Below are 13,359 nucleotides of genomic sequence, written 5' to 3'. Positions count from 1 at the left end.
CCACGGTCGCGCATAGAATGGATCAATCCCATGACACACCCACAACGCCCCGCGCGGGCGAACAATACCGCTACGCCCAGCGTTGTTCGCAGCATCGAATACCACACCGACGGCCACCGCGTCGCAAAGTTGCTGTTGCTGAACGACGGTCGAACCCGACAGATAATCGAACAGGGTTGCCCGCTGCGATTGCGCGTCAAGATCGCCGCTGACGCGGTGTTGTTGGTCAACAGCTAATGTCACCCCGCGCGCAAATTACGGTTTTCACTTCAACGGATGCACGCCAGCCGCTGAACAAACGGTTCTTTGTCGCACCTGATGGAACGCTGGGCAAAACGTCACTCGCCCAAATGGTCAACGGGGTCGGGCAGGTCGTCAATCTGGAACGCCCCGCCGATCTGGTGAACGTGCGCAACGCCCTGACCGCACACCAAGCAATCGGGTTGGGCGTCCCGCTGACACCATACCTGCCCGAGACATTCAACATCACCACCAAGGAAAACAAACAGCGATACCCGCAGTTTTACGCCGAACACATCACGCGGACCGCCGCCCACATGGGCGCACCGAAAACACCCGCCCGCGTGTTCATGCTGGACAGTGACCCCGACGCCATGCCGCCAGCGGTGGCCGATCGGCTGGGCGTCGCAGGCGGTGTGCGCCCCGCGTTGCGGACCATCTGGCCGGAACTGGCCCGCGCCGAGGCTATCGAAACCGCTTCATCCAGCGCGGGCGTGCGTCTGGCCGGTCACCCGATACCGACCGCAAACAGCCTGCACACATTCGGGTTCATCCCCGCCGATACCAACCTGTCCGAACTGCTAAAAGACCTTCAGCGGCGGGCGTGGTTGCACGGGTTCGCGTGGCATATGGTCAGCAAATCCGGCCACCTGCTGGAACGATCAATCGTCGATACCACCGTCGGCGGCATGGAACGCCTGATTTACGAAGCCGCCCCGACAATCGACCCCGGTGTGGAACGTGACGCCCCCCCACCGGTGGTCCTGTCAGGTCAACCGGTGGCCGACCTGCCCGCACCTCTGACCGATGCAGAACGGACCACCGCCGACGCCCTGCGGATCGCCGACCGTGAACGCATGGCGGCGCTGGCTGGTATGGTGCGCACGCACTGGCGCGTCGGGCGCCGCGAACGGATCAAGGCCCACGGCAGCACCAAGAGCGACGCGGAAATCGACGCCGATCTGGACGCATTCGACCGTTTCAGCATCCTGACCGATGATTTCGTTCTGCAACTGGCCGACGGCACCGACATAACCGTCGCCGAACTGCTGGACAGCGGGCGGTTCGCTGACGGCCAGTATATCCCGTGCCCGATCGAAGGCCGCGACTACGGGTCAGCAACAGCGCACCTGCGGCTGGGGGTCGATGCGCATATTTTCAGTTTCGCCCACGGCTGGAACCGACGGTTCACATTCGCCCGCCACGGTGAAGCCGCCAATTTCACCAACAACGTGTTGCCCGCCGGATCGGGCACTATGGACGACGCGCGGGCCGTGGTGGCCGACACATTCCACGAACTGGCCGCCAGCTTCAAACCGTGGGCCGAATACCTGATCGAACGCCAAATGGTGACCGAACAGCGCGCAGAGGAAGCGAAAGCGATACGGGATAAAACGCCATCCCCCCCGATGGCCCGCCCCATGCCAGAGCCGCCAGCCGACGCCCTGGCACGCGTCGTCAGGGTCGCGACCGGCGTCGGGAAAACCTACGGGATTGAAAACGCCGTCCATTCGCTGGCCGCCAACTGGCAAGCCATGTCAAAACACGCGGCCAGCGCCCAGGGTGCCGCCGGTCTGTGGCGCGCGCCGGTGGTGGTCGCCATGCCCCGGCATGAACTGATCGACGCCACCGTCGATCGCATACGCGCAATCGAAGCCGAACACCCGCACATCGAACCGCTGAAAATCGGCGTGCTGCGCGGGCGTGATCACCCACACCCTGACGATCCCAAACGATACCTTTGCGGCCTGAGACCCCCCAAGGGCGAAACCACCGACGCCCAAATTTATAAAACCCCCGTTTCGCTGGCGATCGACGCGGGACTGGGTGTCGATCGGGCCGTGTGCGCCGCCTGTCCGTTGCGTGACGGGTGCAAGTACATCGAACTGCGCGACGACGCCCGCAGCGCCGACGTGGTGTTCATGCCGCACCAATATCTGCGGCAGTCCGCAAACGGCTTGTTCCCACGGGGCGCAATCGCCGGTCTGATCGTCGACGAAGACCCGACACTGATCGCCGTGGGCAGCGACCAGCCGTTCCCGCTGGACCACCTGAACCCCGACACGCTGGACCAGTGCGACGGCGGGCAACCCGCATTCGGACCGGATCAAAAGCGACTGCGCGACAGGCTGGCGATGATCCACACAACGCTGGCGAACACCCCCGACGGTCGTGTGCCGGCCCATTGGATAATCAACCGTGAACAGTACAGCGAACTGATCGACGCGCTGGGGAAACGGCGGGGCGAATTCGGCAAGGTTTCCGACGTGGGCGACACCGGCAAACAGGAATTGATCGACTGGAAAAACGACAAAGGCCCCTACAACGACGCGATGCACGTCCTGCGATACCTGCGCAAACACACGTCAACCGACGCGATGGCCCAATATCAGACAATCCCCGCGCTGAAGCTGAACACCGCCGCCGCCAACGGAAAGCGGGCGGTCTGGATCGGGGGTCACACGCCAATTCACCACACATGGACAGACGCACCATTCGCAGTCATGTCAGCAACGATCGACCCCGAACTGTTCCGCTACGCCATCGGCAAGGGCGCGCAGGACCGCCTGACCGTTACCCACGCCATGCCGCCGCTGCCCGAGAACACCACCCTGCGCACCGTCACCGATAAATCGTTCAGCCGGTCGTCGCTGGTGGCGCCGGACCCCATGACCAACCTACTGAAGCCGTCGCCGCTGCTGATGGACGTTGAACGATATTCCCAGCACCGGCGGAAACAGCTTGGCGCAAAACGCGCGCTGGTGGTCGCTCAAAAAGCCGTCACCGACACCGGCCTGTTCGACGCCGACAACGACGACGGGCTGACCGTGATGCACTTTAACGCGACCACCGGACAGAACGAAGCCGCCGACGCAACCTATGCGCTGATCATTGGCCGCGTCCTGCCCACCATGGACGCAATCGAACACATCGTCGAAATCCTCACGCAAACGGCCATACCGCAGGCGCAGCGGGTGCCCCTGGACGCCCACCCCGCAAGATACATCGAAGGGTTCCACGCCCGCGCACTACCCAACAGCGGGCCGATCCCCACCCGTGGCGTGATCTATCACCCGAACACGATTGCAAACCGCCTGCTGATCCTGATCGTGCGCGGGGAACTGATGCAATCCATCGGCCGGTTGCGCGCTCACCGGCGGCCCGACGAAAAACTGTTCATCGACATTCTGACCGATACACCGTTGCCGCTGTTCTATGACGAATGGGGAACGTGGCAGGAATTACAGCCCACGGTGCGCGATATGCTGAACGTGCGCGGGCTGGACGTAGACAAGGGCGTCCGACACCGCCGCGAACTGATCCGCATTGCGCTGGGTGGAATTTTCGAAACCCCCGAGCAGATCAAGAACGCCGAAGAATACGAAACCGACGTGCGGGGGCTGGAAACGCACCGCCAGCGCATGGCCCGCGATTTCGGGCGCACGTACCGCCCCCGCCTCGGGATACCGTCGTGCGCCCCCGATTTCAAAGCGCAGGGCGGGTGTTTCGTGACGGTGGGTGGCGAACGGGTGCCGGTGACGGTCGATGCGGCCACACAGGACGCCGCAGACGCCATTCTAAGACCGTTGTTCGGGTTCGGGGGGCAGGCCGACGGTTTCGCCCCGCTGGGCGACGTGCTGGACGCTGTGGTCGATTACCTACGCACCCAACCGCCCGAACAGATGATCGAACGCGGCACGGGTGCTGGATCAATCGCCCACACCATCCGGCAAGCGTTCCCCGATCTGGACGCAACGGCAATCGTAAAGCGTTTGAAGGCTGAAAAGCGGCTGATCGCAGGCGTTCGGGTGCGTTTGGGCAGCAAAATGCGCCCGACAATGCGCCCGAAACCCTAAATTATCCAATGAAATCAACGCAAACCCGCACTTCTGGCGATGTGGCGGAATTTGGCTATATGTAGGATATATAATTAGCCGTTTTCCGCCACATCGGCCAAACTGCGGGTTTGTGTTGTTTTTAAACGATAATTTGCCATTCTGGGGGAAATGAGCGAAATTTCGCTTATGCCCCGATCCAAAACCGGAAACACCGAAACGCCACTGAAACGCTGCTGGGGGATTGCTGGGGGGAGTTTTAAAGGAATTTTAAAAGAGTTTTGTGGTTGTGCGAAATTTCGCACACTTTTGTCCGACTTTTCGCACAGTCTAGGGCATCCAGTAACGAAACCACCCTGACCGATCCGCAGGCCAACGGACGCACCACACGGCCCCTTGACCACACACCACCTGCGCACGTACGTTGACCGCAACGGGTGCCCCCAACAACCGCCCGTTTGCGCGCTGACCCCGAACGCCTGCACGCGGGGGGTCGGCAATGCGGCTGGCCCGTCGGCAAGTTGGCCAGCCGCAGAACACCCGCACCGGTATCATAATACCCCAGCCGATGGCCGAAAATGGCTATGCCGTGGCTAACCCTGAAAACGGCCAACCGCAGGCCAAAGGTACGCCATAAAAATAAGTGGTTTCCGCTCGTTTGTACGCGGATAACTTATCCGTTTTCGAGTTCGGTCAGCAGTTCCAGCACCGCGTCGTCACCGTCCCGCGTGTCGGGGGCTTCCAACAGGTCGATTGCGGCTTGCACGTCGTCGTCGGTCAAATCCATGACACACCGCCCCCGTCCAATGCACACGCCGCCTGATGCACCGCCGCGCGTTCCGTGGGCGTCAGCGGCCTGTCGGCGGTCAACACCGCCTGATGAACCCACGCGGGCACCTTACGGGGCGCGCAGATAGCATCGCGCCCAAAGGCACCGTATTCCGCCGCTAGGGTGCGGTCGTGGTCGTGCGGTAGCACCACCGTGCCCGACCACCCGACAAACGCCTGTAGGTCGGCCCGTAGCGTCTGTGGTGTGATCGTCAGCACGTCCAGCACGACCAGTTCCTTGGTGTTGCCGGAAATCTTGACCACCGCGCCGTCGCGGCGTTCGGCCACGTTCCATTGCGGCAACCAAAGCGGGACGTGGCCAAAGGCCAGCGTGTGGCCGCGTGCAAGCCGTGGGGCGTCGCTGGTGGCCGTGGTCAGTAGGTTGGACAGTTCCATCGGTGATCCTTTCAAACGTAGACGACGCCGCCACCGTGGCGGCCAATTGCAAGAGACAGACCGGAAAGAGCGTAGCGGATGGCGTCTGGGCAATGATCGACGCCCACCGCCTCAAGAGGCATCACGACCTTGCCGTGTTTGTCGGTTTTCCACCGCAGCGCCTTGCATTGGGCGTAGCTGGTCGGGCAGTCGGGTGAAAAGACCAGGTAGACGCTGGCCAGCATCGCCAGCCCTTGATTGATGCTGTTCTGGCCCTTGACCGCCAGTTCGGCCCTGACGCGCCCGTTCGCCCCAACCGCCTCTGTCAACAGCGGGTTGGCGCTGTCGCAATAGATCGACCCGCCGTCAGCACCGACCGCAACGGCCATTTCCCAAAGCCGATCGACGGGGCACACACTGCGGACGTCCTCGCGGTGGATATAGATCACCGTTTTGCACGTTGGATCGTCTGGATCGTAACCGGGCAGTTGATCCGCCGGAATGATCGAAAGCCCGATCGCCGCGTGCTGGCCGCTGCCTGACCCGTGGCTGAAATCCATTCCGGCGCGGTCGATAATCGCGGCCTGATTTAGAACCTTGGTGAAATCGAACCGCCCCACGGTCATGTTCGCCGGGTCCAACACCACCGCGTCGTGACTGTCGAAATACGCCCCGCAATAGATGTGCAGATATTTCGGTTTCTTTGGGTCGCTTTCGGCCAGCCACGACCGGCGCATGTCACCGATCATGTCGCCAACGAACAGCCACCGGTTGCCCTCAACAGGCATGTAGCGCACCAACGCCCGTTCCGCTGGCGTATCGCCCCTGAACAGGGCGTCAACCGGCTGGGGGTCCGGCATGGGGTTCCACGTCCACAAAACGCGGCTGGTGGCTTGGCGCATGATCGTCGGCAACAGCACGTCAATCACCGTCTGCGTGACCGGTCCGGCTTCCTCAAACCACGTCAGCGTCGCGCCCTCTAGCGACTTGATCGTATCGGGGTCGCGGCACCCCTTGAACACCACGGTTGACCCCGTTTTGTTGTTCCGCAGTTCTTGGTCAAGGATCGTCCAGTCGTCGGCCCATTCCGACGCCTTGATCTTGATTTCCAGCGTTTCCTTGGCGCTGTCCTTGATGCTGTTCTGGACCATCCGAAGGCAAACGACCCGTTCGCAAGCGGTGGACGCCAGTTCGATCACCGCAGCGGCGGCGCGGTGCGATTTCGTGGCACCGCGCCCCGACCACAACGCAAAGTGACGGTAGACGCCCGACCGGTTCAACAGGTCGGCCAGCGGGTCGCTGTGGTCGTCTGGATCGTATTCGGGCGGCTTCCATGAGAACAGTTTCGGGAACAGTTCGACGTCGGCCTGTTCGGCGGCTTTCACACGATCGCGAACCGCCTGCGGCGCCATGGTCAACCGAACCGCAACGTCGCGCGGCTGGGCCTCGGGCGGCATCTTGAGAACGCGGGTGCGCGCAAGGTGACGGGTGATCAGGAAGCCCGAAACCAACTGTTGCGAAGACCACGGGGCGATATATCGCCGCTGTTCAAGGCGCACGGTATTTCACCCCCGCGTCGATCTGGGCTTGGCTGAACAACAGGGGCTGTTCACCGCGTGCCAGGATGGCGTCCAGTTCGTCGTCGGTCATATCGGGGTGCTGGTGGATCGCCAGATTTCGGTCGTCGATCGCCGGTGCCTTGGGCGATAGCGTAGCATCGACGTTTGACACGCTGTGGTCGGCCAACTGGACGTACCGCGCCACCAGACCGGGGTTGAACACACCGGCCATCCCGCCCGAGATGGCCAGAGATCGAATATAGTTGTCGATCTGCGAAACCACCGCGCACAGGTCTGGCCGTTTGTTCTCGGGGCGTCGCCATTCCACAAACAAATTGACGTGTATCGACAGCCAAGCGGCCAGCCCTTCCCACGTCGGCAGGTGTTCAGTTTCAACCGGAACGACCTTGCCTTTCGAAAGTTTGTTGATCCGAAACGGTGTACCCTTGCAGTGCTGGAAATAGGCCGCCGCCTCTTGCCACAGTTCATCGCCGTTCTGAAACCGGCGGGCGTCGGCGCATCTGGACGGTAGCGGCGCGGGCCATCCCTCTTGCGGCGGGGCACCCCATGGCGGCGTATAACCTCTTGGTGCGGGCATCCGGTTCATGATCAAGCCCCCCGTGGTCGCGGCATCAACGCAACCGGTTTCGTCGGCGCTGGCCCACCGTCGCGCTTGCCGTAATGGGCCTTCAAACACTCGCGGACGTGCCACGAAAGCGACATGCCACTTTCTTTCGACGCTTGGACAAGATCGGCTTTGGCTTCCGGTGTGATGTAAATGCCCAGAAATTCGGTGTGCAGTGAGTGACGACCTGCCATTTTAAAAACTCCTTTAAAGGCTCCTTAAAGGAGTTTTAATACCCCAACGACCCCGCACCGCAAGGAAAATCGTTCTTGTTATCCTTTGTTACCAAGAGGTTACGCGAAAAAAGCCTTGACCACCGGCCGAAATCTGTAGCACCATGACCCCACGCCCTTGCGGCGCGGAACTCCACCCCCCCAACCGGAATGCGCCCGTGCAGGCGACTACGGCCCGCCCCAAAAGGTGCGCCCATGTTTGCCGACCGTATCGCGCTTTATGCCTATCTGATCGACCATAAGTTGGTCGCCGATATCCCGTCGGCGGCGCTGGTCTGTCATTTGGTTTCGCAATTCCACCAACAACAACAGGCCCCCCAATGATGAACCCCCCACAAGCTGAACCCGTGTTCGCGTGTCTGGCCGATCTTTACGACTACATGGTCGACGAAGGTCTGGCCGACGATCATTCGCAGGCCGCCATGCTGTTCGAAATGGTGGCCGAACACATGCTGGTGCCCGCATGAAACTGACCAGCACCCGCCCGAGTGATCGGCGCAATCCCCCGCAACCGCAGACGCCGCCGGACCAGTACGGAACCGATGCGCCGGTTTCCCCCTGCAATTCGAAAGGCCAGACCGATGCGAATTCTTGAAAATGGCCGCCTGACGGCCAACGCGACCGCCGGTATCCGCCCCGAACTGTTGAACGGCGTTCAAAAGTCGGCGCTGGCCGACACGCTGGCCCGAAATGGCCGGTTGACCCACCGCGACCTTGCGCCCGTGCTGGAAGCCCGCCGCGTGTGTGGCGTGACGAACAAGACCGTGACCACCGATCCCGCTGCGGACGCAATCGCCGCCCTGTCGCGCGCCCTCAAGACGTTGGGCCGCTGATATGCCGTTTTTCATTTCCGGTTGGGCCAGCGCCCCGACAATCGACCGTGTGGGCCACAAGACGCTGGCACGCGGTCTGGTGATCCATCCCGCGCTTGGCACAGGGGCATCGCGCGCCCTCAAGATGCTGTGGACCCACGACCGCCACGTCGTGCCCGTGGGCATCTGGATCAAGGCTGAACCGCGCCTTTGGGGTTCGGGCCAATACGGCCTGTGGGTCGAAGGTATCGTCGTCGATACCGAAGCGGGCCGCGACTTGCAGAAACTGTTGGCGGTGCAACTGCTGTCGTTCAGCGTCGGCATGTTCCTTGACACCGTCAGCGTCGAACCGTGGCCGGGCGACCCTAACCGCGAATATCTGGTGATCGAAAAGGCCGAACTTGAGGAAGTTTCGATCGTGGTCGAACCGGCCTGTTACGAAGCCGTCATGACCAGCGCCCGCGCGATAACCGACAAGGAAATGGCCAAGCTGCTGGGCCGCGATCTAGAAAGCGCCGTGAAGGAATTTTCAAAGTTCACCCGCGAACTGACCGGAACCGCCAGCACGTTGACCCCCACCGAACAGAGGCTGGCCGACCAGCTGAAAGCATTCAAAGGAATTCTCGCATGAACCACCTGACCCCCGCCGACGTCCACACGCTTTTCCGCCGCCTGTCCGGTGATCGTCGCCAGTTTGCCGTTCGCCTGCTGGCCAGCCGCACCGGTGCATCCGCCGCCGCGATCGACGCATGGGAGCGCAACCCCGACAAGGAACCGCTTTCGCAGGAGGCATTCGAAGTCGCCCGCGCCTATGTCTCGGGAAACGTGGTTCAGAACGCCGCCGGTGACTGGATCATTCGCCCGCTGCGGGCCGGTGCCCCCGTCCTGCTGGGCGTGCGTCCGGCTCCGGTGCCACGGTCAAACACCGTCCATGTTGCGGGCGAAGTCGTCGGACAATGCACGATCGAACGCGGCCCGAAACGCGGGGCAGACATGCCCGAGATTTCCGAGTTGAAAGCCGGTCAAATTCGAGAGGCGGAAGCCGCCGACATGCTGGAACGGAAGAAAAATGCCGCCAAGCATCGTGCGGGGTTCGGCCAACGCGTTCGGGAAGCCGTGCCCCTGTGGGGCAATCGCATCGTGGGGAACGGCTGACGGCCAGCACCCGCGCCGAACCGCACTCTCGGCATGGAATTCCGATGCTGAACTCTCAGTCCAGATTGCGTGCCTTCAAGTATGTAGACCAAAGCGAGAAATTGATTAAATCGCCGATATCAGGGGTGCTGGTGACATATAGGCTTTCCACCATGCCTGTGATGCGACGACAACTTTACACAGCTATGTCGCGCGAACCATACGCGCGATCGCAACGGCTAGAAACCTAGCTTTCCATATGCGCGGTGTCATCGGCCAGTTCCATTGGTTCACTTGACAACCAAATATCGTAGCCCCTTTCAGGATGATCGACATCATAGCCAACAGCACCAAGAAGGGCTTTGGTTTCGGCTACCAATGCGCTCTTCAACTCAAGGCTGTTTGAAATCGTCTCATCTATATTCTCGATTTCGACTGATCGGCGCAGCGCTCGAATGTGGTCGGAAATCGGGGCTTGGCCTGCATGAGGTTGGGCATTCGGTGTAAGCCCCGTGTTATCAAGAATCGGGATGTTCCTTGGTAAAAATAGATAACATGTTGAGACCATGTTCGGCAGATACGGCTCTTTCCTAAACATTGAATAACAAACTGCAGGCAGCTTTTTGACATTGAAGTTTGCCTGTTCAGCTAAGTGAACAAGCCACTTAGAGACCGCAAGAGTTATAGTTCGCACAAACTCGTGTCCGTTTTCTTGCGATACACGCACCAAATACTGATCAACGTCCTCACCATCAGCATATCGCCCAGCTAGTTCTTCGGCAAATTCAGTATCGGCGGCAACGTTATTTCGCACTTGGTCATGGAGCGCTCGTTGCGCACCTTCAGATACGCTGTCGGTTTGAACTGGCGTCGTAAGATACAGCAACCAAGGCTGACGGCTTGCATTCAGTTGATAGTCCACAATCGTTCGTATTGCGTCAACGAGCCTCCCGGTTTGGTTTCCGTCTTCATTGGCTATGGGCTCACATGCATCGATGTTAACGATGCTGTATGGGCCACCTCGTTCCATCAATGTTTTTGCCGCGGAATTGGCCCTAGTAATTTCTTCAAGCCGCGAGATATGGACACCTGACCCGGGTAAAACTTGGGTGCCTCTATCTAGTGCGAATTGCTGCGTATGGCGTCTTAAGCGGACTGCTTCAGTTTCACGCACATAGCAGAAACCAGTATAGTGTAGCCTGACTTCCTGATCTGCACACACGTCTGCCATAAGTTTCACATCAAGCAAATCTGGACCGGGAAGAGTTAAATATCTGACCGGTGAATTTGCATCTAAATGACCTGCATCTTTCAATTTTTTAATAGTAGCATTAGCGTGACGAACCCACTGGTACTTTCGTACAAACTGCTTTCTAGGCTTGTGCCAAGGAGCAAAACTTAGAGGCTCAGGAGATGCAATCTCTCCAATGTCTTCTGGAAGAGAAAAGGCATCAAAGCTATCTTCCGACAAATTGACCTCACTATTCATGCGTCATCTTCAAAAATTGTTGCTATATCAAACAGGAGATCGGCACGGCGCTCATCATCAAGCAGTTCAAGTATGCCATAAGCATCCAAAACAATTGAAATCGCTTCGATGCGGTCTGATCGTCCAATTTTGCTTTTGCTGATTCTGGGCTGATCCCACGAAATCTCGTTGCCGCCAACTTTGACAGGCAAGCTCTCACCCTGATAAATTGATCTTTTCTCGATTGTTGGCAGGGCAATGTCATCGCCTCGCATTCGCTCCCAAACTTCGCCGGTGATATCAGCTAATTTCGAATTTACACCAGAACTAATTTCCTCGACTTCTATTTCGCGAACCTCGCGACCGATTTTCTTGTGTTGGGTCGCAAACTGCCTGAACGCGTTATGAAGCCACTTCTGAATGTAAAGATAATGGGCATGACTGGTATTGTACGATTCTCGATCGATATTCAAAGCACCATCTAACCCTTCAAGAACGAAAATCTCGCAAGTTACTTGTTTCTTCCGCGTTTGTTCTGCGATCTGATAGCCAAGGAAATCTGGATCAAATAAAGTTCCGCTCGCGCCGTTAACCCTTATGAGCGCACCAATGCTTTCTTTTGGAATGATTTTGGAATTCCAATAGAGGTACGCTTCAAAGGCAAGCTTTCCTCCAGATCTGTCAGCCGAAGCATCCCCAAAATTGGTTTCAACTTTGCCTGCAAAGAACATCGGACGAGGAAGGTTTTTTGACCCTTGCAGCACGTCAGATAGCTTGACAGGTCTGAAAAGTTCAACTCCGTCAATAAACACCGAAAACTCTGAAAGAGGATCCTTGGTTCCGGCCTCCAATCCCATTGACGATCGAATACTCTGATCTTCATCAAGATAAATGCTGCTAGCCGCACCTTTAGGTTTATTTGAAAGCGTAAAGAAATCTAAATCTACTGAACCTGTAAAATCAAAAGGATGCACTTCCAAATATCTGATTGGACTACCTAAACTCAATCTCCAAACCATCTTCAGGTAATTGTCGAGGTGCGATAAATCAGTTCGGTCGCTGGAGTTCCGTCCCAGTTCAATCGTTCTGTCAAATAGTTTTTGGAACTTCTCTTTCGAACTATCAGTTGTGGCCCACGGTAGATTTGAAGGCACCGACAGTTCCCCGTTCGCACTCACTCTACCTATATGAAAGTTCGGCCTTGAAACGATGTCGAATAGACCAAATGATCCTTCACTTTCCTGCTCATCAAGAGCATCCCATATTTCACGACTTTGCAGTTTTTCCCGTACCGCCCGTTGAATGTTCATCAAAACAATAGTTGTGCCGTGCGCATCGATGTCAGAAGTCTTTTCTGCGACCACCTTATATGTGCCACTCGCGTAGGCCTCGTCGCCTTCATCCGTGTGTGCGTTTTCCCGATATGTGTTTATCTTAACGGTGGCTGAGATTCTCTCTGAATCACCTTTGCGCTTTGTGATGATCTGGAAGTGATTTGTAAGTTGCGCAACAGCAAAAAGGCCAATCCCGATTTTGCCAATTAACTTTCTGCCAGACGGACTCTTTGTAGGATCACTTGTGTTGACCGTCCCGAGAGATTTCCCTCGAAATGTACGTTTTGAACTACCGCCAATGTTTGTCAGCAAGTCGGCAACAGTCTGGCTATCCATGCCTATGCCATCGTCACTGATCCGTACCTCATTGAAAAATGGGTAGTCGCAGTCAATTGACACTGAAGTCGCATCTGCATCGTAAGCGTTCGACACAAGCTCTCGAAATGCTGACCAAGGCTCACGATAGATCCCATCAGTGACCCTTGCAATGATCCTATCATTTGTCTCTAGACGTCCCTCAGCGGCGGTCCCGTGTAAAAGACTATCGCGTATACTACCGACAAGCTCTTGAGTCTTTTCATTTACAGATGTGGGCAAAGTAATGTCTCCGAGAAAATCTGACTGCAGCCATGCTGGATAGAACCTGCCAAAACTTCAACACTGATACCGGCTAAAATCTGCGGGCTCAACCGCTGCCTGCAATTAGTTCATAGACGGCCAAAAAGAATCGCAACGCAATCGATCAATAATAACCGTGCGAAGTTGCAAGATCGAGTCGAAGGCACTGCGATGTTCGTTGATCAAACGAAAGCCTAAGCGGGGTAATCCCCCCCGATCTTAAGGGGATGCGGAAGTAGAATTTTCTCGGCAGGATGAACGAGGAGATTCCGATGAAGAAGACACGTTTTACCGAGG

12 protein-coding genes are annotated in these 13,359 nt (G+C 57.9%); 7 read left to right on the top strand and 5 right to left on the bottom strand.

All coding sequences use genetic code 11. The features are described from left to right. The first annotated feature begins 30 nt into the window (after window positions 1–30). Both BUC08_RS00050 and BUC08_RS00045 read left to right on the top strand, forming a co-directional pair. Window positions 31–237, top strand: coding sequence for a hypothetical protein (locus tag BUC08_RS00050; protein WP_037921860.1), 207 nt, complete (start codon window positions 31–33; stop codon window positions 235–237). Continuing rightward, entirely contained in the window at window positions 237–4,097 is a 3,861-nt protein-coding gene (locus BUC08_RS00045; protein ID WP_037921863.1) for a hypothetical protein, read from the top strand. The genes BUC08_RS00050 and BUC08_RS00045 overlap by 1 nt, the downstream gene beginning before the upstream one ends. Window positions 4,098–4,853: 756 nt before the next feature. Here BUC08_RS00045 and BUC08_RS00040 read toward each other — a convergent pair. From BUC08_RS00040 to BUC08_RS00030, 3 genes are read right to left on the bottom strand one after another with little or no spacing between them, the layout of a single operon-like run. Then, window positions 4,854–5,300, bottom strand: a complete 447-nt coding sequence (locus tag BUC08_RS00040; RefSeq protein WP_037921865.1) for a hypothetical protein — start codon at window positions 5,298–5,300, stop codon at window positions 4,854–4,856. A gap of 11 nt (window positions 5,301–5,311) precedes the next feature. After that, on the bottom strand, window positions 5,312–6,838 hold the full coding sequence (locus BUC08_RS00035) for a PBSX family phage terminase large subunit (RefSeq protein WP_051693931.1): 1,527 nt from the start codon (window positions 6,836–6,838) through the stop codon (window positions 5,312–5,314). Further along, window positions 6,828–7,445 carry a terminase small subunit gene (locus tag BUC08_RS00030; RefSeq protein WP_037921867.1) on the bottom strand — a complete coding sequence of 206 codons (618 nt, stop codon included), beginning with the start codon at window positions 7,443–7,445 and terminating at the stop codon, window positions 6,828–6,830. Before BUC08_RS00030 ends, BUC08_RS00035 begins: the two co-directional genes overlap by 11 nt. 446 nt (window positions 7,446–7,891) lie before the next feature. On the opposite strand from BUC08_RS00030, the gene BUC08_RS25095 reads away from it, so the two are divergent. The 5 genes from BUC08_RS25095 to BUC08_RS00010 all read left to right on the top strand — a co-directional run bounded on the left by BUC08_RS25095 (window position 7,892) and on the right by BUC08_RS00010 (window position 9,663). After that, entirely contained in the window at window positions 7,892–8,020 is a 129-nt protein-coding gene (locus BUC08_RS25095) for a hypothetical protein (RefSeq protein ID WP_268794393.1), read from the top strand. Further along, window positions 8,020–8,163 carry a hypothetical protein gene (locus tag BUC08_RS24525; RefSeq protein WP_159436662.1) on the top strand — a complete coding sequence of 48 codons (144 nt, stop codon included), beginning with the start codon at window positions 8,020–8,022 and terminating at the stop codon, window positions 8,161–8,163. The genes BUC08_RS25095 and BUC08_RS24525 overlap by 1 nt, the downstream gene beginning before the upstream one ends. 114 nt (window positions 8,164–8,277) lie before the next feature. Next, window positions 8,278–8,529 (top strand): hypothetical protein, encoded by a 252-nt coding sequence (locus BUC08_RS00020; protein ID WP_037921871.1) that lies wholly within the window; start codon window positions 8,278–8,280, stop codon window positions 8,527–8,529. 1 nt (window position 8,530) lies between these two features. Then, window positions 8,531–9,139 carry an HK97 family phage prohead protease gene (locus tag BUC08_RS00015; protein WP_037921874.1) on the top strand — a complete coding sequence of 203 codons (609 nt, stop codon included), beginning with the start codon at window positions 8,531–8,533 and terminating at the stop codon, window positions 9,137–9,139. After that, complete coding sequence (locus BUC08_RS00010) at window positions 9,136–9,663, top strand: hypothetical protein (protein WP_037921877.1); 528 nt, start codon at window positions 9,136–9,138, stop codon at window positions 9,661–9,663. The genes BUC08_RS00015 and BUC08_RS00010 overlap by 4 nt, the downstream gene beginning before the upstream one ends. Window positions 9,664–9,889: 226 nt before the next feature. Here BUC08_RS00010 and BUC08_RS24250 read toward each other — a convergent pair whose 3' ends face one another. Both BUC08_RS24250 and BUC08_RS00005 read right to left on the bottom strand, forming a co-directional pair. Next, window positions 9,890–11,131 (bottom strand): PP_RS20740 family protein, encoded by a 1,242-nt coding sequence (locus BUC08_RS24250; RefSeq protein WP_143186649.1) that lies wholly within the window; start codon window positions 11,129–11,131, stop codon window positions 9,890–9,892. Next, on the bottom strand, window positions 11,128–13,041 hold the full coding sequence (locus BUC08_RS00005; RefSeq protein WP_159436661.1) for an ATP-binding protein: 1,914 nt from the start codon (window positions 13,039–13,041) through the stop codon (window positions 11,128–11,130). The genes BUC08_RS24250 and BUC08_RS00005 overlap by 4 nt, the downstream gene beginning before the upstream one ends. Window positions 13,042–13,359: the final 318 nt, after the last annotated feature.

Source organism: Pseudosulfitobacter pseudonitzschiae (genome assembly GCF_900129395.1).
Classification (GTDB): Bacteria; Pseudomonadota; Alphaproteobacteria; order Rhodobacterales; family Rhodobacteraceae; genus Pseudosulfitobacter; species Pseudosulfitobacter pseudonitzschiae.
Note: the sequence above shows the minus strand (reverse complement) of the source record. Positions and strands in the feature narration are given on the sequence as shown.